Genomic DNA, 24,024 nt, shown 5'->3' with positions numbered 1-24,024 from the left:
AACCTCTAGCCAACCTCTAACCAACTTCACCCGCCAGGCACCCCCCAGTTTTAAACAGTCCAAATAGAAATTTGTTAACGGTTTATTAAGTGCATTAAAATATTGATCTTTTGGATAGTGGAACTCGGCGATGAAAGACCATCGGCAATTGGCACTCAGCATCCCCCCCTTACTGGAGCAGATCCACAGCAGCGCAGCAGAATTACGCGACTCTCTTGAACAACTTCAAACTGCCGGTAAGCCCTGGCAACACTATCTGCTGCAGCCACCTTTTGCCTTGGAAGCAGCCCAATCCTTGCAAGAAAGCTTTGAGCGGCCCTTTTCTCTTGCTGGCGCCCTGTATAACCAGCTGGATTATGCCGAACCTCTAGGAACCGGAGGCGATGCCCGTGCAACCCTGCAAATCCCGGGTCTATTGGCGGTTCCAGACAAGACTCTGGCACTGGCAAAACAACTCAACAGCGACAAAGAGGCCTTTGCCAATGCTATCGCCGAGTACCGATCAGCCTTAGCAGAGCGGCCCATGGCAGAGCGAGACCGCAACGTACGCGAGGTACTGGCGCAAGCGGGCTACCCCCGCGCGCACCTGCGCCAGTGCTACCGTCTGGTTTTACTCTGCGAGCAGCATCCGGATGCCATCACACTCTCCTGGATAAAGGCGCGCAAGTCCATTCGCAAAGTCACAGTGCAGTGGTGTGAAAAAAAGTTGGTCCAGATGGACCCAACCGGTGCAGATCCCGGCATCCAATACCAACGGCAACTGCTTGCCGGCCTGCACAAAAGCCAACAGGAGGACCTGCGCCAGGTACAGGTGCAGAGCCGCCCCAATCTACAGGTCGCCGAAATTTTCTTCGCACAGGAAGCTGGAGGGGAAGACCAGTATCGACAAGTGGGTTACTCCTCCATGCCGATACTAGTGGCTGCGAATGAAGCCGGGCGATTGCCTGAATTTACTCGGGTCGATCATCAACCCAGTGTTAGCCGGCGCCGACAAAGAAGGGACCTGGCTATTTCCACAGAGCCATTCCTACCTGCCCTGCGTGTCTTCTTGCGACAGCAACGCTAGCGCCGGTTAACCGGAACGCCCAAAGGGCTACCGGAGCCTTTGAGCCAGCTCCGCCAATGTTTCTTCGAGTTGAATCCGGCAGGCTTCTTTAAGGCCTTGTGGGATTTATCAAGAGCACTCAACTCATCATCGTTAAGACGCGCAAGTAGCCCACGATCGGCGTCTTGGCGCTTTTTGAAAATCTCTTTGGTTTTGTCCTCAGCCAGTCGGGGCGCAAAGCTCTGTAGCAGCTGTTCACCAGCCTTGAGGTCCCTATCCGGCTCAGAGGGTAAACTATCTTCGGCACGAATTGCCCGCTCTAACTCGTCCGCAAGCACCTGCCGGCGTTTGGTAATTGTGTTTAAGAAATTAGCTGCCGACTTTTCTTCAAGTTGCCCGGCCGCTGCACGGTAATCCTCCTCGCTACGGCTAATAAGCATAAAAAGAAGGCTCTCAGATAACTTAGAACCCCCCAGAGCTTTTTAAGCTCGGAGTCTTGTGCTTCAGTCACTTTTACCCCAAGCCCCATATTGGCCACATTGAAAAAATAGTGACCACTGACAACGCCGAGGTCGATTAGCTGGCGATGGTTGCCGATAATGACATCAAAAGCCTGCTCCAGGTCGACAATGCCAAGGGAGCGCGCCAAGTCATTCGCGGTACCCATCGGTAGAATTGCCAGGGCCAGTTGGCACTCTTTCAATACCCGAGCGGTGGAGCTGGTGGTGCCATCTCCGCCACCGACTACCACAAGGTCAAGGTTCTTTTGACTCTGCCGGATCGCAGCCTCGGTCTTCTCTGGACCCTCGGAGTGCAAGACTTCAACCTCTATTCCGTCAGCGCGCTAGGACGCTGTCGATATGCGCCTCGGCACCATTCCGGCTTTTTGGATTAACCACGAGAAGTACTCTACGCGGATTTTTGTGAGCTGAGCTGATAGCCGGTTCTCCATTACCGGAAAGATGAACATCAATTCTAAAGGGGTAAGCCGCCTCGGGAAATACAGTAGCCCAGGCACGTAAGAATAAGCTGAGGCTGTAAGTCAGTCTTGTATCAAACCAGGGGCGATAAAGCGCTGATAGTAGGCCACGGACAACGCATAAAAATCTTCATCGATGCGCCGGCGAATTTCCACCAGGCTCACTCCCCTGGCCTGAGCGGTCGGGCGCAGGCCGTAAGCACCCAGATCGCCAATCTGGCTGGCACCGGCGCGCAGCAGCTCAAAAACCCAGCAGTAGGCACTTTGGCTTTCATCAAAGCGAATTTGTTGATGGCGCAACTGGGAAAGCAGCAACGACTCATCAATGATTTCCAGCTGGCTGCGTACAGCATTGGCTAGATAGCCCTCCCGCCTGGAGGCAATAATACGGCGCTGCTCTTCGGTATAAGCATTCCAGTCGATCACCTCGTGGGCAAAACGCTTGCACCCACGACAGACATCATCACCTATTCCCGTTGAACAGACACCAATGCAAGGTGTACGGACTTTTTTATACATCAATTAACCAGATTTAGCCGATCAGGCAACGCGGGCCTGGATTAAAATTGCGCGTAGACTATTTTGTTTCGGCCACTAAGAAAAGAGGTGAGGCCACTGCAGCGGGCACAGTAAAATTTGCTCTGCGAATAGTCGAAATTCACTTAAATTATTGATTTTTCGATAAACTTAACAGCTGTAGGGCTTTGCTGTAGTATTCGCCACCCCGCCTTCAGCGGCCTCGAAAAAAAAATCCCGACAACAGTACAAAGATCGGGAATTCCACCCGCTGTTGGTGCCACCCCACACACCAAGAGGGACTTATCCGTGCTTGAAGCCTATCGTAAACACGTCGCAGAACGCGCCGAACAAGGCATCCCACCGAAGCCACTCGACGCAGAGCAAGTCGCTGGCCTGGTTGAGCTGCTGAAAAATCCGCCAAAAGGCGAAGAGCAGGAATTAGTTGACCTGCTAACCCACCGTGTACCCCCCGGTGTTGACGAAGCCGCTTACGTTAAAGCCGGCTTCCTGTCCGCCATTATCAAGGGCGACGCGGACTCCCCGCTGATCGACCGCAAACACGCTGTAGAGCTGCTGGGCCAAATGCTGGGCGGCTACAACATCTCCACCCTGGTCGAGCTGCTGGACGACAAAGATCTGGCCGAACTGGCTGCCGAGCAGCTGAAAGGCACTCTGCTGATGTTTGACGCCTTCCACGATGTGGAAGAGAAAGCCAAAGCCGGCAACGAATTCGCCAAAGCGGTAATGCAATCCTGGGCAGACGCCGAGTGGTTCACCAAGCGCAACAAAGTGCCCGAAAGCATCAAAGTTGCCGTATTCAAGGTAACTGGCGAAACCAACACTGACGACCTGTCTCCGGCACCGGATGCCTGGTCTCGTCCGGACATCCCCCTGCACGCGCTGGCCATGTACAAAATGAAGCGCGATGGTCTGGAGCCAGAAGAAGCAGGCGTTACCGGTCCGCTGAAGCAGATCGAAGAAGTTAAAGCCAAGGGCCTGCCCGTTGCTTTCGTTGGCGACGTAGTCGGTACCGGTTCTTCCCGTAAGTCCGCCACCAACTCCGTGCTATGGTACTTCGGTGAAGAAATGCCTGGCGTGCCCAACAAGAAGGGTGGCGGTATTTGTATCGGCGGTAAAGTTGCTCCGATCTTCTACAACACCATGGAAGATGCCGGCGCACTGGTATTCGAAGCCCCGGTTGACGAACTGGGTATGGGCGACGTGATCGAGATCCGCCCTTACGACGGCAAGATCCTGGCCGAAGACGGCAAAGTCCTGTCTGAATTCCAACTGAAGTCCGACGTACTGCTGGACGAAGTTCAGGCTGGCGGTCGTATCAACCTGATCATCGGTCGCGGCCTGACCGGCAAAGCCCGTGAAGCCCTGGGCCTGGCGCCTTCCGAGCTGTTCCGCAAGCCTGAGCAACCTGCCGACACCGGCAAGGGTTACACTCTGGCGCAGAAGATGGTTGGTAAAGCTTGTGGCGTTGAAGGTATCCGCCCGGGCACCTACTGCGAGCCGAAAATGACCACTGTGGGCTCCCAGGACACCACTGGCCCCATGACCCGTGACGAACTGAAAGACCTGGCCTGCCTCGGCTTCTCCGCCGACCTGGTAATGCAGTCCTTCTGTCACACTGCGGCCTACCCCAAGCCCGTCGATATCGACACCCAGCACACCCTGCCGGACTTCATCATGAACCGTGGCGGTGTTTCCCTTCGCCCGGCTGACGGCATCATCCACAGCTGGCTGAACCGCATGCTGCTGCCAGACACCGTAGGTACCGGTGGTGACTCCCACACCCGTTTCCCCATGGGCATCTCCTTCCCTGCAGGTTCCGGCCTTGTAGCTTTCGCCGCCGCTACCGGCGTTATGCCGCTGGACATGCCTGAGTCCGTACTGGTGCGCTTCAAAGGCAAAATGCAGCCTGGCATCACCCTGCGCGACCTGGTTCACGCCATTCCTCTCTACGCCATCAAGCAGGGCCTGCTGACCGTTGAGAAGAAAGGCAAGAAGAACATCTTCTCCGGCCGCATCCTCGAGATCGAAGGCCTGGAAGACCTGACTGTAGAGCAGGCATTCGAGCTGTCCGACGCCTCCGCCGAGCGCTCCGCTGCTGGCTGTACCATTAAGCTGTCCGAAGACACCATGGCCGAGTACCTGCGCTCCAACGTAACTCTGCTGCGCTGGATGATCGCTGAAGGTTACGGCTCCAAGCGCACCCTGGAGCGCCGCGCGCGCGCTATGGAAGAGTGGCTGGCCAATCCGAAACTGATGGAAGCGGACGCCGACGCCGAGTACCTGGAAGTCATCGAGATCGACCTGGCCGAGATCAAAGAGCCGATCGTCTGTGCTCCTAACGATCCGGACGACGCTCGCCTGCTGTCCGACGTTGCTGGCGATAAGGTAGACGAAGTGTTTATCGGCTCCTGTATGACCAACATCGGCCACTTCCGCGCTGCCGGTAAACTGCTGCAAGAACACAAAGGTGGCATCTCCACACGCATGTGGATCTCCCCGCCCACCAAGATGGACGAGCACCAGTTGATGGAAGAGGGTTACTACAACATCTACGGCTCTGCCGGTGCCCGCACCGAAATGCCCGGATGCTCCCTGTGTATGGGTAACCAGGCGCGTGTGGCTCCGAACAGCACCGTACTGTCCACCTCTACCCGTAACTTCCCCAACCGTCTGGGCGATGGTGCCAACGTGTACCTGACCTCCGCTGAGCTGGCTTCTGTAGGTGCCATCCTGGGTAAACTGCCGACTCCGGCTGAGTACCAGGAATACGCACAGAACCTGGATTCCATGTCCAGCGAGATCTACCGCTACCTGAACTTCGATCAGATTGAAGACTTCCAGAAGTCTGCCGAAGAAGGCAAGCGCATCGCCGCGACTGAGATCCAGGAAGTTAGTGTATAACTAACCGCCCTATCTCACTAAAAAGCCCCGCCATTTGGCGGGGCTTTTTTATTTCACACAAAATTGTATATAAACTTTAAAGGCAATTCGCGCCAAATTAAGTTTGTGATGGATATAAGTCTTATTCCCCTTAAAAACTATATTTACAAAAGTTAAAAAGCAAACTAGCTTTAATGCACTTCCGTTATGGCATAACCTGCGAATATTAGGTAGTACAAACAACTTATTACTCAATCTCTATCAAGTAGATTTTTCATTATCATTACAAAAATTCAAATGAAAAAGCTCTTACGAAAATTGACCTTTACTCCCTCTACTGAGGATATTTCAGACGGAAAAGTTTCACATAGCCAAATACTCCCCCAGAATTACCCTCCCCCCCCCAAAATCTATTTCAGCCATGTCCCTAAATGCGCAGGCTCATCAGTTTACTTATCTCTTAAAAAGGATATTTATACTCCCCATAGACTGGGAGAGTTCGATATCAAACTGCAGGAAAGTAAATATGCAGCCGACATATTAGAAACCTCAATGATGTCTGTAAGAGAGACTGTACTTGCTTACAATCTATCCATTAAATCAAACTTTTTTGGCCGGGGGCACTGCTTCTGCCGCCCCAACCTGATAAGAAACTTCTATCACGAATGGAATTTCTTAACAGTATTAAGGGACCCTATCGAAAGATGGATATCACTCTATGTTTACAACAGCTTCAAAGAAAGTAAATGGTCTAAAAACACACTCCCCTTAAATAAATACATCCAATCTAACAAAGGAATTGTTGCCGGCCAAACCTTTCTCTACTATTTCTCAAATTTAAGCCTAACCCGTAATCCAAGCCCTGCAGACTACATCGAACAAGCACTTTCCAACCTGCAACAATTTTCAATTGTTGGCACAACCAAACACTTACACCTGCTGGCAAACCAGGTCAGCGAAGACTTTAAAGTCAATTTAAACATACCCCAAATAAACATAAGCCCAAACAGTGAACTTGCTCAACAGATAAAATCCGAAACGGGGACATTGAAGAAAATTGAAAAGCTTTGCGAGTATGATATAGAACTTTACAATAGGTTTCTTGATAATTTTGGGCCAATCTACTCAAAAAAAACTCAGAGGAATACTTAGAAGTAATCACCGAATAAAATATAAAAGCTCCTATTTCAACAGCAACCATTCCCTACAATTCGCTTCCTTCCATTAATAAAAAACACACTCACCACCACACCCAACAAAGCCAAGTGTGCATTCATCAAAAAGGCCCTACTCATACCTGTTGCTAGATCTGGAGCCAGTGCAACGATTGTCGTATTCAAGCCCAGGCCAATAGCACCACCAATAATCTGAAACATATAAATAATGGCTGCTGCGAGGCTTGCACGGTTGAAACGAAGGATCAATATCGCTGCCGTCGTCACAGTTGGGTAGAACAAGCCCATACCAACCCCCATCAATATCAGGCCCGGGACAAAAGTAGTTGGATCAATTTGAGCACTAAGCCTCGAAAGAACCAACATACCGGCCCACATAAATAAGGCCCCTAGACTGGAAAGGCGCTTGGCCCCATACCGCCCATAGAGATGTCCAGCCAGAAAAGAGGTGGCACCAAAAGCAAGCATCATGGGGAGCAATGCAATACCACATTGGATTGCAGAAAAACTCCAAACCTTGCTTAGAAATTGGGGGATAAACATAAGTGCAGCAATAAATGCCACAGAGACCAGAAGGGTCGCCACTCCCTCCGCTAAGAACTTCTTATTCTTCACCACATCGATGGGAATTAGCGGCTCTTCTGAGGAGTGGTAATCCAAAAAGATAAAAACTGTAAAGAAAATCGCAAACGCCAAAAATAAAAGTATGGCTCTATAGTCAGTAAATCCCATATCTACCGACAGGTCCAATCCAACCAATAGCGCAAGTAATGCCAATGAGAGGAAGAGTAGCCCCATTAAGTCCACACGCTCAGAGGGAGCCTCAGGCAAGTCACTACCAATCAGTCGCCAACAAACCAACATTGCTACCAAAGTTATCGGGAGATTAAGAAAGAGAATCCACCGCCAGCCTAAAGAATCAGTCACAATACCGCCAATAATTGGACCAAGTGCGTTAGCGACAGCACATCCAAGCATTAATAACCCACCAGCCACTCCTGCGCGTTTACTATCCAAAAGGTGGTATGTCATTCCAATCACGGCGGGCCACATCAAAGCACCACCAATACTTAACATTACGCGGCACCCCATCAACATCCAGATGTTAATGGAAAAGCCCCCCAGCAATGAGAACATCGAAAAAAGTGAGGCGCCTATGAAGAAAGTTCGGCGCCTACCCAGCATATCGGCTAAACGCCCACACGATATTACAGAAACACCAAAAGCCAAGGCATAAGCATTAACCAGCCACATTGTTGTAGTAAGATCGATATTAAAGGTTTTTTGGATCGCAGGTAGAGCAACAGAAAAGGCCGTATAGTCATACCCAATAAGGAAAATAGAGAAAATTAACGCCGCCAGCCCCAAACTGCGGGCTTCGGAAACCGTTAACCCCTTTAAATTCATTATTTTTTACTCACCTAGCCATAAAACACGTTTTATCGACTACTCCATTTTCTGCCCCCCAACAAATACAGCAACTTTAAAACTCCGCTACTTTGCACTCCAAGCATTATTAAAGCCCTTTCTATAAGTCGTTAAATTTTACCTGTCAAGTCAAAAATCACACTAAAATAGCATCCCCATCTCACTATTTCATTAGAGCATTCATTAGTGACCATCACTTAAAAATAATCCTTAGTCCCCTTCCACAACTGTAAATCATGAAGTGAATCATTCATTAGCCAAGCACAATAGAAAAATACTGAAAAAGAAGCTGATGTTTACCCAAACACAAAGCCTTCAATCTTCCATTCGGTAAAAAGAGTAAGATCTCACACCCTGCAAAGCACTGTTAAATTGAATTGCTCCGCAAACAGATAATCAAAATTGATCTTAAAATTTTACCCAGCAGACAAGATATATAAAGCGTCAAAACGAACCTCAAGAAAAACGTGCATCAACACCCCTCAAAAAATAAAGCGGCAATAAAAAACCAAGAAAAGTTATAAAAGCATCCACCTCAAAAATCCTGTAGACACCTTCAGCAATATCATCATAATAGGCTAGGATTATTGCGTTGAACCCAAGAGCAAGCGCACCACCCAAAAAACGGAACATATAAACAATCCCCCCCACGAGACTTGACTTACTGGGATCAACCAAAGCAACGGCAGCAGTAACCGCGGCTGGTGAATAGACTCCTAAACTTGCCCCGACCAATGCCAACCCAGGGATAAAAAAAACATAACTTGTGGTTTCATTGAGTACTGACAGCCAATAGAGCCCGACACTCATGCCAAGGGCTCCGCTACAAATTAACAGCCTTGCACCACACTTTTCGTGTATCAATCCAGATATAAAAGAAAAAATACTGGAGCTTATCATCATTGGCAAAAGTGCAGCCCCTGCCATAAGGGCACTATATTTATGAACCTTAATAAAAAGTAGAGGTATATAAACAAGGACAGCAAAGAAGGCTGTTGCAACCAACAAAACACTAAACACTATAGATAGAAAACTGGTATCTTTTATCAACTCAACGGGTATTAGCGCAGCAGATCCCTTACTGATCTCTCTACAACCAAACCCCACAAGAAATACCATTGAAGAACACAACAATAAAGTGGAAAATAATCCAAAAGCATGCTTTTGAGCCAGCACTTCCATAGCCAGCAAGAAACAAAATAGTGACACTGAAAGCAATAATGCACCCAGATAATCAACATCCTCCTTAATTCTCACTACTTCATCAGCTGGGTACTTCCTACAACACAAAAAAATTATTATAAATGCTAATGGTATGTTGACAAAAAGGACCCACCTCCAGGTTAGGTATTCACTAAAAAAACCACCCAATACGGGCCCTAGGGATGTCGACAAACCAAGGGCAGCCAGTATTAACCCTCCCGCCAAACCGGCTCTCTCTGGAGGTAACAGGTTATAAGCCATCCCAAGAATCGCGGACCAGATCAACGCTCCAGCAAACCCCATTAATGCCCGACATAAGAGAAGGACCCATAGATCTTGTGCCAAACCACCCACAAGCGAGGACAACGCAAAGACAATAACGCCAAATATAAATAAGCGCCTACGGCCGTAAACATCTGCCAGTCGACCACCAGTCACAATGATCACTCCATAAGTAAGAGAGTAAGCATTTATTACCCAGTGGACTGAAGTAAAATTTGAGGAAAAATTGGCAGCAATCGCCGGCAACGCAGGAGAGAAAGCTGTAAAGTCCCCTGCAACCAAGAAGACGGCAAGAGAGAGAACAGATAAGCCCCAATAGTGAAGTGATGTGAGCGTACTTTTATCTGCCATCATAAAAAACTATTGAGTGATAACATTCTATTATTTACCAGCCTAACAAGACAGATTTGACGTGAAATAATGTGAGGAAACTGTAGATATTTTCATATAATTCGACCTCATCAAAAATAGATATCCTTTACCACAACCACTAGCCTTAAAATATTTTTATGCTTACCTTTAAGAAATAAAAATCCCTATTGTAGGCACGAAAATCCGCTGACACATGATCATTACCCTCCTTCTAATTCTCGGCCTGGTTACTGGCTACATTTCTATTATGGCTGCAGGTGGTGGCGCACTGCTGCTGGTCCCCCTAGTAGGATTTCTAGTTGGCCCCCATTTAGTCGCCCCGGTATTAACAACAGGAAATGCGATTGCATCTCCATTCGGCGTGTATTTATTTTGGAAGCACATAGATTGGAAGGTGGCATTATGGCTAATCCCAGGCATCATACCTGGAGCAATTATTGGCGCCTACGTTTATACCCAGATGCACCCGCTATTAATAGAGTTTACTGTCGGCTTATTCTTAGTTTCGACCATATTTCAGTTTGGATTCGGGCATAAGAAACGTTCATTTGTTATGTACCTGCCGTACTTTCCCATGCTCGGCTTTGTCACCACACTCTTCTCTTCAATTATTGGCGCTGTAGGCCCCGTACAAAATCCTTTTTTCTTAAATTACGGACTTAACAAAGAGGAGCTAGTCGCAACCAGGGGGGTAAGCTCTTTAATGATGCACTCGACGAAACTTGTCGCTTACTTCCATTTTGGCGCACTTAACACTGAATTAATCACTTACGGCTTGACCATTGGACTGGGAATTATGACAGGCATGTTTATAGCAAAACATTTCCTAAAGATAATAAGCATACAAAAATTCAACAGCTACGCACTTTCGATCATGTTTGTATCTGGGTTGATTTTAATTTTTCGAGTTAGCGTGCAGCTATGGGAGGCAGTTTCATGATCCACAAAATTACAATTAAAACTGACAAGCAACAATTCAATGTTGAAGCCTTTAAAAACCTTAAGATCTTATGATTTCATCTGACACAAAAGAACACCCCCTTCAACAAACCCAGCCATAAAAAATTCAAAACATCTTATAAGCCCCACACCACCATAAAGACCAAGAGGCTATTATCTTTAACTCTTTGGATATACTCATAATTAGACATTAACCCTAATTTTCTTTCCCTTTAAGGTATTCTTCCTGAGATATTTCTTGCCCATACCGGAGAGCATCATTAAACAGTCGATTATTATTGGGAATTGGAGTTTGACCTTCCTCTTCACCATAAAATTTTCTGTATATATTTTTAGTATGATGATCCCTCCTAAACATGACTGACTCAAAAGGATAGTCAATAAAAATATGCCTTAGATTTAAATATTCACCTGTTTTAATCGGCATCAGCTCAGACCTCAAAGACGTATAGTAATTTTTACTTTCAACTTCAATCTTCTTTCTTCGTGGATCATCTTCTTTCAAAGAGCGCCATTTCTCGTATAACTCATGTCCTTTTCCACCTTCAATTGTGGCTCTACTTGCAATAGATGCATATGCGTCCTTACCCAGTAAAGCTATTGCAGACTCAGGAGATTCTTTTGCATATATCATCTCAGGGGAGTTCACTTGTATTTCTGCAACCAAACCACTACTCGTTTTAATTTTAGAGTTTACTCCGCTATAACCTAACGGATCCACAGATCCATCGATAACTTTTACCATTGCTCCTTTTGCCCTAAGCATTCCAACCACTATAGGGATTTTATCCTGCGGTACCACAATGGTATTCCTTGCAAGATCCTTGATTCGAGTTGGGTCGCCGCCGTAATCATTAATAACTTTTTCCTTAGATCTCTCTAATGACTTTATCGGCACTTTAGCAACACTCCCCTCATTCATAGCCGCTATTTTATCAGCTAGGAGGTCAATTTCTTTCTTCGCTGCGGGAGCTTTTGCATATAACTCATCAAAGCCCTCGATCTTCTCAGAGAGGAATGATGACCGATCGTTATTGGAAGCCTGATTTGATACATACTGATGGGACTCAATTCCAACAGGCAACCAATTTTTATTTTTCGTTGAGTTCCCAACAAATAAATTAATGACATAACATCTAGAATCAATAACGCAACTGCCTTTTATGGCACTAGATTCCTGCCAGAACGGATTAGGCCTTGAAAAGCAGGGCTGAGCCAGTGTCGCAGAATCAACCTTTAAAGGTACCAATAAGCCAAATACTAAATAAATGACATTATAAAGAGTCAAATAGCATAAAATTGAGCGACTACTCATGTATCGACCCCAATTGAAACGTTTATTCACAGTTTATATCTGGAGAGTAAAAAATGGATACCTTAAGGTAAACGGCGACAAGAGTCAGAATAAGATTACTCAGAATCACTATATCACTTAAATAACTTTGAAGGTGTAAATATGGATTTCACCCAACACCATCTAGACCATTATCAGGGAGTGTCATCTTGCCTGCCTAATCACCAATGGAAAACATTTGGCAAGCTCCAGGATAACCGCCTATTAATATCTAAACATATTATCCTAGGAGATAAGTAGGATTCCCTGGCAAATCATTCATAAATTCTTGCTGCATAAATAATTTCAGCAAAGACTTTCCACTGAACATTTTCAGGCATACCCTTCCCTTGATTTGCATAGAATCCATCCATATCTTCCGTCCATGCAGCCATTGCTTCGAGAAAATTGGCTAAATCAGTATTTTCCCAGGTTGATGCGTTATTTTTGAAATCTTCAAGTACATCCAAAATGAAACTGGAAAAATCAGCCCTTGTTTTAATTTCACCCAGCTTATTTGGCAGATCTAGTGATTTCATCGATCTTCACCTTCTTCACGGATACGAATAGATGTACCATCGTTACGACTGGTAAACTTAAATGATCTGGTAGATAACTCCTCTGATGTGGCGGGAATTATTCTTATCGGCTTATTCGCCTCTTGGAAAGCTTTGAGCCTTCTATTATCCAGGGAGTAAATCTTTCCGTCACGACCAAAGACCCGAATAGGAGGAACATCATACGCAGTTACTTTACCCTCTTTAAGACTTTGAATTAAATCTTCAACTTTACGACCATTTGAAAACGTTGGCTTAATACTATCCTGGGTAAATCTAACTTCTTTGGGATTTATCAGCCCCTTTCGGATCACAGCAATCCTTGGGGATGCTACCCATTTACTGTAGGACGTAAAACGACCTCCCGTAGCATAAGACCGAACTCGAAACTTGTAAGAGCCACTCTTTAATCGATTATTTTTTTCAATTGGGAGGGTTACTGAAACAGCTTTTGCTCCCATATAGACTGAGGACCATGTTGCGCAATCATCTTTACACTGTTCAATTTCATACCCTGATACTTTTGCTCCAGTATCTGGAGCTTCCCATTGAACTTTGACCGTTCCATGAGATTCTGGATTGTCTGAAGCTGTAATCACTGATAAGGGGGCTGACTGTACAGGAGGCTGTACCTGCTGAACTCCCTCTCCCTCGGCACCAGAAGCGGTAACATTTCTTGGCGAAGAAGGTGGGATAGCTACATTTACCCACTTTTCATTGGAGTAAGCGCCACATCCACTACTATTACAAGCCCGGACCTTAAACCCCCAAGATCCTGTAGATAGCTTTTTAACCCGATAAGAATGCCCAGCAATTTTTATGGGCTTAGACCAATCTCCATCATTGTTTTGCTTTACAAGCTCATAGCTGTCTACCGTCTCTGGGGGAGGATGCCAAGTTAACGTTATATCCCCAGTTCGACTTTTCATTTCCGAGACAGCCATTTCAACTTCAGAGGGCGGTGCCACCACAAGGGTTGACTGACCAGAAAAGTTATTAGCAAAAGCTATAAGGGAAAAAGAAAGTAAATATAAATATGCAATGATATGCAGTTTAAAGGCCACTACTATCACCCGAAAACTTATATTGATGAGTGGAAACTACCAATTGCCATATTGCGGCTAACAATTATAGGGTATAGCTTAGCCATAAAAGAAGATAGCTGCTGAATTACTGGTCAGCTTTAAGTGTGGGAAGTTAATGAACCACTACGGAAAAAATGTTTAGGAAAGTAATACAATGTATGCAGATATACGGAGTCTATGAGTTAATTCATAAAGGTAACTCCGTACACTAATGTTAGATTCTGGCGAAATTTTAATTGGCTATAACCTAGCCCCTTAACCTTTACCTATAAAAAATCCAGTGAACAAGTCACTCATCCCGCCTGAACTCTAAAATATCACCTGGCTGACACTCTAGTGCCTCACATATTGCCGATAGGGTGTCAAACCTAACGCCCTTCACTTTACCACGCTTCAGTAGGGAAAGATTAGCCTCAGTAATTCCTATCTCTGCTGCCAACGACTTTGAACTGACTTTTCGCTTGGCCAGCATTACATCGAGATTGACAATGATAGCCATGCTAAACAAACTCTTTGTTTTCTTGATCGATTTGTTTTGCTGCACGCAAAATATAGAGGACGCTCACTAGCACGAACAATGTAAATAGCCTGCCAATATCGAGTGCAAAGAATAAAGTAAACTCATTATTATGCACATACGATAGATAACTAAGCCACAGCGACTCCAACATACCTAATGGGATTGAAACTCCATATAGCCAAACTAGCCATAGATAGCATCGGTCACTCTCCTTACCAAAATAATCACCCTTGGCATACTGCCCAAAAAGTCGCCAAAGCCAGTAGATAAACAAACCGGAAAGCACAAAAGTTGGCAATTGGCCGAGGATTAGCATCGGTCTGAACTGATCACCTAACCCCCACAACTCTTGAAAAACTGGATTACTACTATTGAAGCCATTTATATCATAGAAAAAATAAATGATTGGTAAGCTAGTAACAGCAATAAGGCTAATTACCACGATTGCCCAACGTAGACGTGTACTTAAAACCTGGATCTTGTAGTTCACAATTTTGCTCCCACTGGATAGGCAGGCATTATACAACAATATAATATTTTCGCAATTAAGCAATAAATTATTGCTTTACAATAATTTATTGCTTATCTACAGTATCCGTGTAGTCATTGTTGATAAGGAGTAAAACTCATGGAATTACAAAATCATCGCTGGTCAGTACGCAAAGCCATCTGTTGGCTGAGTCTTGCAGCCGCATTTAGTGGCTGTAGTGTGAACCTCCTCGTGGAGGATTCAGCATCGGCAGAAATTCAGCAGAAGCTACTCCCTGTTGAGAGCTTCTTTAATGACTCTGCAATTAGTGGGGTCAAACTATCATCTGATGGGCAATGGCTAGCTTGGCTCCAGCAATACAATGGAGCACCGAATATCTATGTAATGCCGAGTAACGGAAGTGTTGAAGATGCCTTCCCATTGACCGCTTTTGCCGACGGCGCAGATAGCTTTTATTGGGATAAGCATCAGCTCGGTATGTATGTCTCTAAAGACTCGAAAGGGAATGAACTGCACCAGATCTACAGATTGGATCTGGAGGTAAAAGATAAAGATCTAAGTTTGCTCGACACCCAAAAATTAACCTCAAAAGACAGCGCGAGATACATAATTTTAGGGCAAGCTTCAGAAAAGCCCAACAGTCTAACCCTCTTCGCTAATCACGACGATCCAAAGCTGTTAAGTTTTTATCAGTTGAACACCCAAACTGGTAAGTTGACATCAATAATGTCGAATAATCAGCACTTCCATGATGTGCTGATAGACAAAGAGGGAATTCCTGTTGCCGGTGTAAGGTCCAACCCGGATTCATCCATGGAATTATTTATTCACAAGAATAAATCCTGGCAAAAGTCTCTGAAAACTGAGCCGGGAGAAATCTTACACCTGTCCAGTTATAATTCAGATCTCGAGAGAGTCTATTTCGAGTCTAGTTACGGTGAGGCAGACACATCGGGGTTAAAGCAATTGAACCTGGCCTCAAGAGAAATTACTGATGTGCATACAGACCCCAATAAACGTGCTGATGTTTACAAGAGTCTTTTCAATAAAGATGGTGAGCTTCAGCTGGTTTCTTACTACTATGGATACCGAGAAGATTATCCGATTAGTAAGGAATTCCAAAAACACTGGCAATTTATCACTACTCAGTTTACTCGCAGAGTAGAGATCGATGTTATCTCTATAAATGAAGAGTCTGGCATTTGGTTGTTGGACATTGCTAGCGATGTCGATCTGGGAGCTTTTTATACCTACAATCAAACAGACCAGTCGCTAACGCGCTTGATTGATAAAGATACAAAGTTAAACCCTGAATCTCTGGCAGAAAGACGTTCTATTACCTATGAAGCCCGTGATGGCATCGCCATCCAGGCCTATTTAACGCTACCTAAAGGCAAGAGTAGTCAGTTACCGCTAGTAGTATTGCCGCATGGTGGCCCTTGGTATAGAGATTACTGGAGACTTGGTGCTGACTTTTTCAACCGTGTGTCTCAACTGTTAGCAAATCGTGGCTATGCCGTGTTGCAACCCAACTTTCGCGCATCTGCAGGCTTCGGGGAAACCTTTATTGCTTTGGGCAATCGCCAGTGGGGAACCGGTGGGATGCAACACGATCTGACGGATGGTGTTGAGTATTTAGTAGAACAAGGTATTGCAGACAAAAATAGAGTGGCCATCATGGGTGGCTCTTATGGAGGCTATGCGGCACTTTCTGGGTTGACTTTCACCCCAGATGTATATGCAGCCGCCATATCTTTTGTAGGTCCATCAAGTTTAATCACATTGATAGAATCATTCCCGGAGTATGAACGAGAATTTCTTTCTCACAGATTAAAAGCAATCGGTGACCCATTGGTACAAGCTGATCGAGAAGATATGCAAAACAGATCACCTATAAACTTTACTGATCAAATTAAAGCTCCTTTACTGTTGGTGCAAGGTGCAAATGATCCTCGTGTTACTCAGCTTGAGTCTGATCAAATTGCTATAAAAATGTATCAAAAAGATTTGGCTGTCGAGTATATTTTAGCTAAAGATGAGGGGCATGGATTTAGCAAGCGAAATAACCTGATGGCTTATTTAATAAAGATGGAAGAGTTTCTTGCTGAGCACCTTGGTGGTGAATTGAATCCTGAAATCCCTGAGGAGCTTACTGCTCACCTGGCAGGGCTTGAAGTCGATATATCAAAATTAGCCAAGCAATAATCTCAAGCCGATTTCTTGCGATCTTAATTTGATTGCCAACATAGCACGCCTGTCTTTGGCCGATATTAATCAATATCGGCCAAAGACAGGCTACTTTAAAATTAGATCATTCCAGCTTCTAACGAACATCGCAAGAAACTCCGCCCCCCCCTAGCCCTTAGTATTCCAACCTCAATAGTAGAAAATACCCCACGGTCATTTCATTTTCTATTTAGATAGAATTATGATCCATATACACAACCAGCTAATAGAAATCATGAGTTAGCTAATAGGCCACCGCCCACTTGGAATATTCATTCAAGTAAAGCTTGAATCTAAAAAGCCTAGAAAACCGAATTGAGTACAGCTACGCCTCTATTTTCTAGAAAGAGATAAGTACACTACTTAGCAGCGATTAGAAGCCTCACTTCTCTACGCCTTAGTGATAATAAGTTAATGAAGCTGATCGGATAATTCCACAAAAAAAAGATCTAACTAAGTACAAATACTCCACCGAGCCTTCATTTTTTCGTACTGTGAGTAAAAACAAATCTTCAAGTTAAAGGAACCTGATGTAACAACTTAATTACTAAATCCAACATCAACTTAACTAGCAGTTTATTCAGATTTCTGGCCACCCCTCAAATTCATAAAATCACAACTTGCCAAAAATATTCAAAAACATCCCCTGGCTTTCGTAATTCAGCAGGGTGAGATCATCGGAAAAATCGGTGAAGCTGTGCCGCCACTTCAAGTGATCATCGATATGGTGGTACAGGCCGATCAGTGTACCACTCTTGCTATCCTGCACGTCGGGCAAATCGAGTAGGCGGTAGGTATATTTACCTCTCAAAGTACAGCGCCTAGTAGGATCATAGCTAGCATCTGCGGAGAAAATATGAATTCTTGGATAAGCTCAGCCGAGGCATTTTCAACCGTTATTTGATCTTTATTGAGCACGTTATAGAAATAGATGTATATTAATAGCACATTTAAACAGCCGTTAATCACTAGGCACTATAACCGAGTATTTAATCGTACCATCTCAGAAAACTCAAATGGTTTGACGCTTCTAAAACACCCCAGAAAATCAGACGTCAATAACGAAAACATTCGTTGGTTACAGATAAGTATCAATCTGAAGAAAAAAATCCTGGATTGACCAGCAACTTATAAGATATACCGTAACAAGACTTTGTATTTATTAGCCGGAGCAAAATTTTCCTTCTATATCGACCTGCAATACACATACATTAAACATAAAAAATAAAGTTATTGGCCCTAGTAAGACCTGACCATTAGAAATCAAACCTTACTAAAACCTTAAAATAATTCTTTTGCAGAGCCTACTTTAGATCAATTCTACGAATGGCGCAGAATTGTTTTGATGAAGTTCCAGACCATAAGTTGCTCGTAAAAACCTCCATCCTCACATTTCTTTGTGCCGTATAGCCCGTGAGGGCTATAGAAAGTGCAGTTTTATATCCCGGCATACTTGGACTGATATAGCCACCGCTGGGGCACGCATTTAATCCAGTATCAAAATAGATAAGCACATCACCATTACCATAATCAGTATATGAATTAATTTCCTTGATTTCCCCCATATTAGTTAAAGATAATGCTAACACCTTGGAGTTAAGCACTATTCCAACAATCGCTACTAATATTTTCTTCATTTATTACTCAGCTTACCATTTTCTTAGCATCTATTTGACCAGCTTCATGACCAGCATGAAGTGCTAACTCTTTCCATTAAACAAGTAAAATATTAACTTCATCATCCAGGCTACCAATATAAATATACATATTATCGCTAGTCGGTATGACTGTGATAACTTAGTCATTAATAAGTGCCCGCTTTGATTACTGCCTCATTTTCTATAGTAATTAGATAGGTATTTAAAGTTTTTTCACTGATTATGATTAAGTAGTATATGCCGCAGCCTTTAACTTTCTTTAAGGCGAAGATGGTAAAATCCTTGCGACCAAATCTCCCCCCATGACTGTGAGCAGGAAGAAAACTTATCTTCACTAAACCACAAGGTCACACTCTTACCAGTTGCATGCGCAGTGGTTAAAAGAGAAAAAGCTGCCTTACAGGATTCTTGCTTGAACCCGCCTTCTAAATCCTCTGTGATCCTGCAAAGTGCGACACTATGAAAATTAGTGCCGCTACCACTGTCTTTTATACTGGCGTTAACATTTCCGTTTAACGCAATTTCTACCGTAGTTACTTTACCGGTACATTCGGTGCCAGAGTAGGCGGCACCTGAGGCAAAAAGCAGCCCCGGCAGAATCACTCTCCCGGCCTTTAAAATATATTGTCTTAATTTACTATTCATATCTACTTCGCGCTACATTTAAATTTTGAGTTAAGGGACTTTTAAATACGGCACACCTTATTAACTCCCCGTCACCAAAGGGCAAAAATAAAAAGGTGCGCACCCTTGGGAGATAATATCACATTTGAGCTTTCAGTTCGGCAAGAGTCGGCCGATTAGATAGAACCAAGTAAGAAAGCTACTTCAGATATCTGCAGAAGCTTAACACTCCAATTCTGAGAGAAACTTACATATTTACTTTTCAGGGAATGGCAACTCGAATGCAGAAACCTGTGTCAACCAATTAAACTATTTTATATACCTAACAAAGATAGCCCCAGAATCAAAAATGGCCTATTTCGTAATTCGAAATTTGAATCGCCTAAGTAACACCCGACCTCAGAACCACCTACTCACTTCTTAAGCAACAGGTCACCAAGGAAACAACACTCAATTTGTAGACCTGCATAATAAATTGAGAAAATAGAACCTATGAGTCTCAAATCACACCAAAGATTTACTGTATAATCGGCAATAAATATCTGATAGAAAGCCTCCACCACCAAACCTCAGAGAGTAAAAGATGAGAAAACTTTTCGCCATGATTGGTTTAGTACTTATCTCCCAGTCTAGCCTTGCAGCTGGCTTCCATACCTGTACCGGTGAAGTTACTCGTTTAGTAACCAGGGCTACAGGAGAAGGAACCCAAGTGAATATCAGCGGTATGAATGGAAGCGCCAAGCTTGGCTTTGGTGGTGATTCTTATTCTAAGCTGCATGACAGACAATTCAGTATGTTGTTGTCCGCCCAGATGTCAGGAAAGAAAGTGAAACTCGAATTTGAAGACAACAGTATTAGCTGTAGCGACGACCATGATTATGTACTTATCCGATATGTCAGTATAGATTCTGCTGAGTAATAGGTCGCTACTAGCCTCCGCAAATTAATCACTAAAAGTACGGTGAAATATCATGACTGCTCCTCCCATCAGGGAGGAGTTCAATCTAAGTAAGAAAGACATTATTACTTTATTTGAAGACTTCAATATAGGTAGTCTTACTGCAAATAGAAGAGTCTTCATTGCAATAAACAGTGACTTTAACTCTAAAGCCTAGGCCATTAACGCCCTGCTATAGGCATGCTGATGAATACTCTCATTATTTCCCGCATCACCAGTAATCGATAAGGGAAATGTGATGGACTCACCACTCCATATGCCAGTGGCATTAGCTGTTTTTAAAGTAAAGGACGTTACGTTTACATCCATATTTGCTACAGAAACAATTTCAATATCTTGCGCAATATATCCTGGTGCTGCTAATACATTTCTAAAAACACCATCGCAGTGGTAAGAAATTTTATTCTTAAACTTTAATCCTTTTCTTCACACCCACTTCAAATTAGCAATTTGAGAGCATCAGTCTAAGCCTGCACTCATTTGTATAAGATTAATAAACGAACGTGGCTTCATATGCCTTCCTGACATTGTCAGATTGGTAAATCAATCCTCATCTGGCTTTAAATCTTTCGGACTACCGTGAGCAGTTATGCATATAAAATAAAATAACTGAGATGTGGCAAAGCTTGACAATTTTAAGCTAGCCTTACCACACTCTTGAAATAGTTTTAACCGCCTATTTAAGGTCAATTCTACGTATGGCACAGAATTTATTTGATGAAGTTCCAGACCATAGGTTACTTGTAAAAACTTCCATCCTCACATCTCTTTCTGCTGTGTAGCCAGTAAGGGCAATGGAAAGTGCTGTTTTATATCCCGGCATAGTTGGGCTGATATAGCCACCACTTGGGCAAGCATCTAATCCGGTATCAAAATAGATAAGCACATCACCATTGCCATAATCAGTATATGAGTTAATCTCTATAATTGTTCCTGTATTTGTTAAGGATAACGCAAGTGCCTGGGTGCTTAACATTACTCCAATAGCTATGAGTAAAAATTTTTTCACTATCAACTTAACCTTAGAATTTCACAATACTTATAAATGTATCAAGTTATATGATCTAACAATCATTTTTGACGCAAGAAACCTTCAAAAATCACCAACGTAGGCCGACTCATAATCATAAGCTAAAAAGCAACCCCATTGTTAAACTCTATGAATATATGAAAATTATTGAACCACTACTTAACAAAATTTTCAACTGGAAGTAAAAGCCCGCATACACGGGCTTCGTAAATACTAATGAGCATTCACGTCAATCAAGTACGACACTATGAATAAGGTAAGGATAAACCATCGCTTGAGGTCTTGGAGATGATCGCATTAATACTGTATGTCAGCCTTGATGGGCTGACCTTCGGGAAAGATTTACGAGGGTTGACAATGCCTAAAAGCTCCAATTTGAAGCTGTCAGTCAATTTGATGAGGAAGATAAACAGACCGCACATAATATGCTTGAAGGGTTAACTCTTAAACATCAGACCAAGCAATCCATGAAGAGGCAGTCCGCCACTAAAAAGACCGCCAAGTAAACTAAGCGCTGATCAAGGGTGCGCCAACACCCAGTACCAGCTAATCACAACAACCTGTTACGAGGTTATTATGACTATCGACCATTCTACCTGCCTATGGTTGGTGTAGGAACCTCGCACGCCTTATAAGGCGATAAATTCACCAACGACCAAACAAGTCACGGTGCAGTCCACCACTTACCCACCATTGAAAAATAATTCAGGCTCAGGCGCTTTCCTTAGATTAATTTACGAGGGTTATGGTTAGAGGAAGCGGGATTTGAGATTGGAGCGCAACACCCCATAGAGGTGTATAGCAAAAATTTAATTTTTACTGTGACTTAAAGAAGAAAACCCCGCGAATGCGGGGCCACTCTAACAAGTACTAAATTTAATTTCTTAACCACTTATTTCTATAAAATAAATTTGGCCGCGCTTTGATCTTATCTCTATATTCTTTTATACAACCTTTATTTACACTACTAGGAGAATCTATATCTACTGTTCCGTCATCCTCCCAGTTACAGTAGTCACAAATATCATAACCAGTACCATCCTCTTGATTATAAATTTCGGAAAGCGTTTTGTAGTTGCAACAGGGGCACTGAAACATTTCGGCAATATCGCCTATAACTTCAACTTTCTTACCCGTCACCCCTTCATAAAGTTCTGACAAGTAACCATTGCTTACACCCATGTATAATTCTGATAGCGCCTCAAAAACTTTATTTTCAAGCTCAACCTCACCGTCACCTACATCCTCCAGAAACTCCAAAAGTTCATCGCGAGAATTAAAAGTTAAACGACATTTCGTAACAAGCTTAACAACTTCCTCTCTAGATATTGTTTTCATTATAATTTGCCAGCCTCTTTTAGAGTATTAATAACAACATCATCACTTCGACCGTCCCACTTATAAAATGATTTTATTTTCCCGCCTGCATTTGTCCCCACGAAAATAGTGTTTGTGGACGGCTCGAATCGATAGCTAAAAGCTCCACTCGTCGTTTCAACTAGGTCACCATTATTTTTTCTCGCACCAAATTTAAGAGCTTTTTCACTATATTCCTTCGAATTTTTAGCGCCGAACTCAGCACCATGTTTTTCAAAGTGCGTTTTTAACTTTCCTTTTGACCAAAGCTGTTTTCCTGGCGCCCACTTTGTAATATTTAAATCACATGTATTATGAACCCAAATATCCGTCTTGCTGACAAAATATGTATGGTCCGTTTCTACGGTAAAATTATAGGCATATTGGGGCGACTGGTTAACATCAATATCAACAACCCTAATCGCACTTTCAGCAGAAGAGCCGGCAAAAACAGTATCCACTCCCACTTCACCTGCGGGTAGCCACCCCTGACCCGTTACATAAAAAGGGTGCTCCGCTGTGGTGGTGATAGTCTCCTGGACACCATTTTCATCGACAACGGTGAAGGTGATCGTCTCCTGGTGCCAATCCTTAAAGGTATCGGTCACTTCACGCCAAGCAACTTCTCCTGTTAAGTCATTTTTAGAAAGAACAATATCTCCAACGTGGATTTCTATAATCGACTTATAGCCTTCCTGGGTCAGGACTAGGGTTTCCGGCGTAAAGCTACATCCTCCGCGTTTAAAGAGCTTTGCGACACGCCTGGCTTTTTGCAAGGTTTTTGCGGGATTCAATACACCGATGGCAGCGTCTTGTGTTGCCCCCAGTAAGTTGAAAGAGCCCGTTTCCGCATAGTTTAAGGCAGCTCCTAAGGCTACATCTGCCGCAAATTTGACAGCAAAATTAATAAATTCGCCATCAGGATCATTGTATTTATAGGGGTTATTATTTGCATAGGCGTAACGATTCATCCCCTGGATAGGATTGCCTCTTTCCAGATGCCCTAAATAACCAACGGGATCAATGGAATAAAAACGGCCAATTAATGGATCGTAATAGCGGGCCTGCATATATACAAGGCCAGTGTTGGCATCCTCTACATGGCCAGTATAACCCCGGTGGTTTAGGCTCTGTTCGCCTCCAGCCCTCTTACCATATGGCTCATAAGACTCCTTCCAGAGAAGCTCTCCTTTTTCATTTGAAGCGGCTACTGGTGAACCGAGCATATCATTATGATAAAACGTAAGCTTCTCTTCAGCAGCAACGAAGGAGGAAAGCAGTGCAGCTGTAAGAATTAAAAGTGCTGTTACTATTTTTTTCATA

General features: G+C 43.9%; 24 protein-coding genes. 7 read left to right on the top strand and 17 right to left on the bottom strand.

What is annotated here, in order from left to right; genetic code table 11:
• Positions 1 to 130 precede the first annotated feature (130 nt).
• Positions 131 to 1,066 carry a hypothetical protein gene (locus ACJJIV_RS19120; RefSeq protein WP_252082119.1) on the top strand — a complete coding sequence of 312 codons (936 nt, stop codon included), beginning with the start codon at positions 131 to 133 and terminating at the stop codon, positions 1,064 to 1,066.
• Here ACJJIV_RS19120 and ACJJIV_RS19115 read toward each other — a convergent pair.
• The 3 genes from ACJJIV_RS19115 to ACJJIV_RS19105 all read right to left on the bottom strand — a co-directional run bounded on the left by ACJJIV_RS19115 (position 1,063) and on the right by ACJJIV_RS19105 (position 2,543).
• Positions 1,063 to 1,485, bottom strand: coding sequence for a hypothetical protein (locus ACJJIV_RS19115; protein WP_444889986.1), 423 nt, complete (start codon positions 1,483 to 1,485; stop codon positions 1,063 to 1,065). The genes ACJJIV_RS19120 and ACJJIV_RS19115 overlap by 4 nt on opposite strands.
• Positions 1,407 to 1,877: a diacylglycerol kinase family protein gene (locus ACJJIV_RS19110; protein ID WP_444891731.1), complete on the bottom strand. Its 471-nt coding sequence runs from the start codon at positions 1,875 to 1,877 to the stop codon at positions 1,407 to 1,409. The genes ACJJIV_RS19115 and ACJJIV_RS19110 overlap by 79 nt, the downstream gene beginning before the upstream one ends.
• Positions 1,878 to 2,087: 210 nt before the next feature.
• Positions 2,088 to 2,543, bottom strand: a complete 456-nt coding sequence (locus tag ACJJIV_RS19105; protein ID WP_444889985.1) for a DUF1289 domain-containing protein — start codon at positions 2,541 to 2,543, stop codon at positions 2,088 to 2,090.
• Positions 2,544 to 2,849: 306 nt separating this feature from the next.
• Here ACJJIV_RS19105 and acnB point away from each other — a divergent pair, with 306 nt between their 5' ends.
• Together acnB and ACJJIV_RS19095 are read left to right on the top strand one after the other, a co-directional pair.
• Complete coding sequence (gene acnB, locus ACJJIV_RS19100; RefSeq protein ID WP_444889984.1) at positions 2,850 to 5,465, top strand: bifunctional aconitate hydratase 2/2-methylisocitrate dehydratase; 2,616 nt, start codon at positions 2,850 to 2,852, stop codon at positions 5,463 to 5,465.
• 276 nt (positions 5,466 to 5,741) lie between these two features.
• Positions 5,742 to 6,596 carry a hypothetical protein gene (locus tag ACJJIV_RS19095; protein ID WP_444889983.1) on the top strand — a complete coding sequence of 285 codons (855 nt, stop codon included), beginning with the start codon at positions 5,742 to 5,744 and terminating at the stop codon, positions 6,594 to 6,596.
• A 35-nt stretch (positions 6,597 to 6,631) separates the two neighbouring features.
• Here the strand turns inward: ACJJIV_RS19095 and ACJJIV_RS19090 are convergent, their stop codons facing one another.
• Together ACJJIV_RS19090 and ACJJIV_RS19085 are read right to left on the bottom strand one after the other, a co-directional pair.
• Positions 6,632 to 8,026 carry an MFS transporter gene (locus tag ACJJIV_RS19090; RefSeq protein WP_444889982.1) on the bottom strand — a complete coding sequence of 465 codons (1,395 nt, stop codon included), beginning with the start codon at positions 8,024 to 8,026 and terminating at the stop codon, positions 6,632 to 6,634.
• A 477-nt stretch (positions 8,027 to 8,503) separates the two neighbouring features.
• Entirely contained in the window at positions 8,504 to 9,883 is a 1,380-nt protein-coding gene (locus ACJJIV_RS19085; RefSeq protein ID WP_444889981.1) for an MFS transporter, read from the bottom strand.
• A 214-nt stretch (positions 9,884 to 10,097) separates the two neighbouring features.
• On the opposite strand from ACJJIV_RS19085, the gene ACJJIV_RS19080 reads away from it, so the two are divergent.
• Complete coding sequence (locus ACJJIV_RS19080; RefSeq protein WP_444886542.1) at positions 10,098 to 10,844, top strand: sulfite exporter TauE/SafE family protein; 747 nt, start codon at positions 10,098 to 10,100, stop codon at positions 10,842 to 10,844.
• A gap of 216 nt (positions 10,845 to 11,060) precedes the next feature.
• On the opposite strand, the gene ACJJIV_RS19075 is transcribed toward ACJJIV_RS19080, so the two are convergent.
• The 5 genes from ACJJIV_RS19075 to ACJJIV_RS19055 form a co-directional block, all read right to left on the bottom strand.
• Positions 11,061 to 12,179 carry a hypothetical protein gene (locus tag ACJJIV_RS19075; RefSeq protein ID WP_444889980.1) on the bottom strand — a complete coding sequence of 373 codons (1,119 nt, stop codon included), beginning with the start codon at positions 12,177 to 12,179 and terminating at the stop codon, positions 11,061 to 11,063.
• Positions 12,180 to 12,472: 293 nt separating this feature from the next.
• Positions 12,473 to 12,736, bottom strand: a complete 264-nt coding sequence (locus ACJJIV_RS19070; protein ID WP_252082129.1) for a DUF7660 family protein — start codon at positions 12,734 to 12,736, stop codon at positions 12,473 to 12,475.
• Positions 12,733 to 13,818, bottom strand: coding sequence for a fibronectin type III domain-containing protein (locus tag ACJJIV_RS19065; protein ID WP_444889979.1), 1,086 nt, complete (start codon positions 13,816 to 13,818; stop codon positions 12,733 to 12,735). The genes ACJJIV_RS19070 and ACJJIV_RS19065 overlap by 4 nt, the downstream gene beginning before the upstream one ends.
• A 310-nt stretch (positions 13,819 to 14,128) precedes the next feature.
• Entirely contained in the window at positions 14,129 to 14,338 is a 210-nt protein-coding gene (locus ACJJIV_RS19060; protein ID WP_252082131.1) for a helix-turn-helix domain-containing protein, read from the bottom strand.
• 1 nt (position 14,339) lies between these two features.
• Positions 14,340 to 14,849: a hypothetical protein gene (locus ACJJIV_RS19055; RefSeq protein ID WP_444889978.1), complete on the bottom strand. Its 510-nt coding sequence runs from the start codon at positions 14,847 to 14,849 to the stop codon at positions 14,340 to 14,342.
• A 138-nt stretch (positions 14,850 to 14,987) separates the two neighbouring features.
• Here ACJJIV_RS19055 and ACJJIV_RS19050 point away from each other — a divergent pair, with 138 nt between their 5' ends.
• On the top strand, positions 14,988 to 17,054 hold the full coding sequence (locus tag ACJJIV_RS19050; RefSeq protein ID WP_444889977.1) for a S9 family peptidase: 2,067 nt from the start codon (positions 14,988 to 14,990) through the stop codon (positions 17,052 to 17,054).
• Positions 17,055 to 17,688: 634 nt separating this feature from the next.
• Here the strand turns inward: ACJJIV_RS19050 and ACJJIV_RS19045 are convergent.
• From ACJJIV_RS19045 to ACJJIV_RS19035, 3 genes are all read right to left on the bottom strand, one after another.
• Positions 17,689 to 17,886 carry a hypothetical protein gene (locus tag ACJJIV_RS19045; protein ID WP_444889976.1) on the bottom strand — a complete coding sequence of 66 codons (198 nt, stop codon included), beginning with the start codon at positions 17,884 to 17,886 and terminating at the stop codon, positions 17,689 to 17,691.
• Positions 17,887 to 18,379: 493 nt separating this feature from the next.
• Entirely contained in the window at positions 18,380 to 18,712 is a 333-nt protein-coding gene (locus ACJJIV_RS19040) for a hypothetical protein (RefSeq protein ID WP_444889975.1), read from the bottom strand.
• Positions 18,713 to 18,982: 270 nt separating this feature from the next.
• The gene (locus tag ACJJIV_RS19035) at positions 18,983 to 19,378 is read right to left on the bottom strand and encodes a hypothetical protein (RefSeq protein WP_444889974.1); all 396 of its coding nucleotides are present in this window, start codon (positions 19,376 to 19,378) and stop codon (positions 18,983 to 18,985) included.
• A 562-nt stretch (positions 19,379 to 19,940) separates the two neighbouring features.
• On the opposite strand from ACJJIV_RS19035, the gene ACJJIV_RS19030 reads away from it, so the two are divergent.
• On the top strand, positions 19,941 to 20,276 hold the full coding sequence (locus ACJJIV_RS19030; protein WP_444889973.1) for a hypothetical protein: 336 nt from the start codon (positions 19,941 to 19,943) through the stop codon (positions 20,274 to 20,276).
• A gap of 192 nt (positions 20,277 to 20,468) precedes the next feature.
• Here the strand turns inward: ACJJIV_RS19030 and ACJJIV_RS19025 are convergent, their stop codons facing one another.
• Together ACJJIV_RS19025 and ACJJIV_RS19020 are read right to left on the bottom strand one after the other, a co-directional pair.
• A complete protein-coding gene (locus ACJJIV_RS19025; protein ID WP_444891730.1) occupies positions 20,469 to 20,714 on the bottom strand; it encodes a DUF5992 family protein in 246 nt (81 codons plus the stop codon).
• A gap of 277 nt (positions 20,715 to 20,991) precedes the next feature.
• Positions 20,992 to 21,324 carry a hypothetical protein gene (locus ACJJIV_RS19020; RefSeq protein ID WP_444889972.1) on the bottom strand — a complete coding sequence of 111 codons (333 nt, stop codon included), beginning with the start codon at positions 21,322 to 21,324 and terminating at the stop codon, positions 20,992 to 20,994.
• A gap of 749 nt (positions 21,325 to 22,073) precedes the next feature.
• Between ACJJIV_RS19020 and ACJJIV_RS19015 the strand changes: the two genes are divergently transcribed.
• Positions 22,074 to 22,175 carry a SymE family type I addiction module toxin gene (locus ACJJIV_RS19015; RefSeq protein ID WP_444891729.1) on the top strand — a complete coding sequence of 34 codons (102 nt, stop codon included), beginning with the start codon at positions 22,074 to 22,076 and terminating at the stop codon, positions 22,173 to 22,175.
• A gap of 46 nt (positions 22,176 to 22,221) precedes the next feature.
• Here the strand turns inward: ACJJIV_RS19015 and ACJJIV_RS19010 are convergent, their stop codons facing one another.
• Both ACJJIV_RS19010 and ACJJIV_RS19005 read right to left on the bottom strand, forming a co-directional pair.
• Positions 22,222 to 22,683, bottom strand: a complete 462-nt coding sequence (locus tag ACJJIV_RS19010) for a CPCC family cysteine-rich protein (protein ID WP_444889971.1) — start codon at positions 22,681 to 22,683, stop codon at positions 22,222 to 22,224.
• Positions 22,683 to 24,023: a polymorphic toxin-type HINT domain-containing protein gene (locus ACJJIV_RS19005; RefSeq protein ID WP_444889970.1), complete on the bottom strand. Its 1,341-nt coding sequence runs from the start codon at positions 24,021 to 24,023 to the stop codon at positions 22,683 to 22,685. The genes ACJJIV_RS19010 and ACJJIV_RS19005 overlap by 1 nt, the downstream gene beginning before the upstream one ends.
• Between the last annotated feature and the right edge of the window lies 1 nt (position 24,024).

It is taken from the genome of Microbulbifer mixtoriginis (SeqCode), assembly GCF_052466765.1.
This window is presented reverse-complemented; position numbering and strand designations above follow the sequence as displayed.

Excerpts from the sequence above, each read along its gene's own strand:
- ACJJIV_RS19085 (WP_444889981.1), bottom strand. The coding sequence starts at position 9,883 with ATGGCAGATAAAAGTACGCTCACATCACTTCACTATTGGGGCTTATCT.
- ACJJIV_RS19120 (WP_252082119.1), top strand. The coding sequence starts at position 131 with ATGAAAGACCATCGGCAATTGGCACTCAGCATCCCCCCCTTACTGGAG.
- ACJJIV_RS19035 (WP_444889974.1), bottom strand. The coding sequence starts at position 19,378 with ATGAATAGTAAATTAAGACAATATATTTTAAAGGCCGGGAGAGTGATT.
- ACJJIV_RS19115 (WP_444889986.1), bottom strand. The coding sequence starts at position 1,485 with ATGCTTATTAGCCGTAGCGAGGAGGATTACCGTGCAGCGGCCGGGCAA.
- ACJJIV_RS19050 (WP_444889977.1), top strand. The coding sequence starts at position 14,988 with ATGGAATTACAAAATCATCGCTGGTCAGTACGCAAAGCCATCTGTTGG.
- ACJJIV_RS19070 (WP_252082129.1), bottom strand. The coding sequence starts at position 12,736 with ATGAAATCACTAGATCTGCCAAATAAGCTGGGTGAAATTAAAACAAGG.
- ACJJIV_RS19040 (WP_444889975.1), bottom strand. The coding sequence starts at position 18,712 with ATGAAGAAAATATTAGTAGCGATTGTTGGAATAGTGCTTAACTCCAAG.
- ACJJIV_RS19090 (WP_444889982.1), bottom strand. The coding sequence starts at position 8,026 with ATGAATTTAAAGGGGTTAACGGTTTCCGAAGCCCGCAGTTTGGGGCTG.
- ACJJIV_RS19010 (WP_444889971.1), bottom strand. The coding sequence starts at position 22,683 with ATGAAAACAATATCTAGAGAGGAAGTTGTTAAGCTTGTTACGAAATGT.
- ACJJIV_RS19080 (WP_444886542.1), top strand. The coding sequence starts at position 10,098 with ATGATCATTACCCTCCTTCTAATTCTCGGCCTGGTTACTGGCTACATT.
- ACJJIV_RS19105 (WP_444889985.1), bottom strand. The coding sequence starts at position 2,543 with ATGTATAAAAAAGTCCGTACACCTTGCATTGGTGTCTGTTCAACGGGA.
- ACJJIV_RS19095 (WP_444889983.1), top strand. The coding sequence starts at position 5,742 with ATGAAAAAGCTCTTACGAAAATTGACCTTTACTCCCTCTACTGAGGAT.
- ACJJIV_RS19075 (WP_444889980.1), bottom strand. The coding sequence starts at position 12,179 with ATGAGTAGTCGCTCAATTTTATGCTATTTGACTCTTTATAATGTCATT.
- ACJJIV_RS19030 (WP_444889973.1), top strand. The coding sequence starts at position 19,941 with ATGAGAAAACTTTTCGCCATGATTGGTTTAGTACTTATCTCCCAGTCT.
- ACJJIV_RS19005 (WP_444889970.1), bottom strand. The coding sequence starts at position 24,023 with ATGAAAAAAATAGTAACAGCACTTTTAATTCTTACAGCTGCACTGCTT.
- ACJJIV_RS19060 (WP_252082131.1), bottom strand. The coding sequence starts at position 14,338 with ATGGCTATCATTGTCAATCTCGATGTAATGCTGGCCAAGCGAAAAGTC.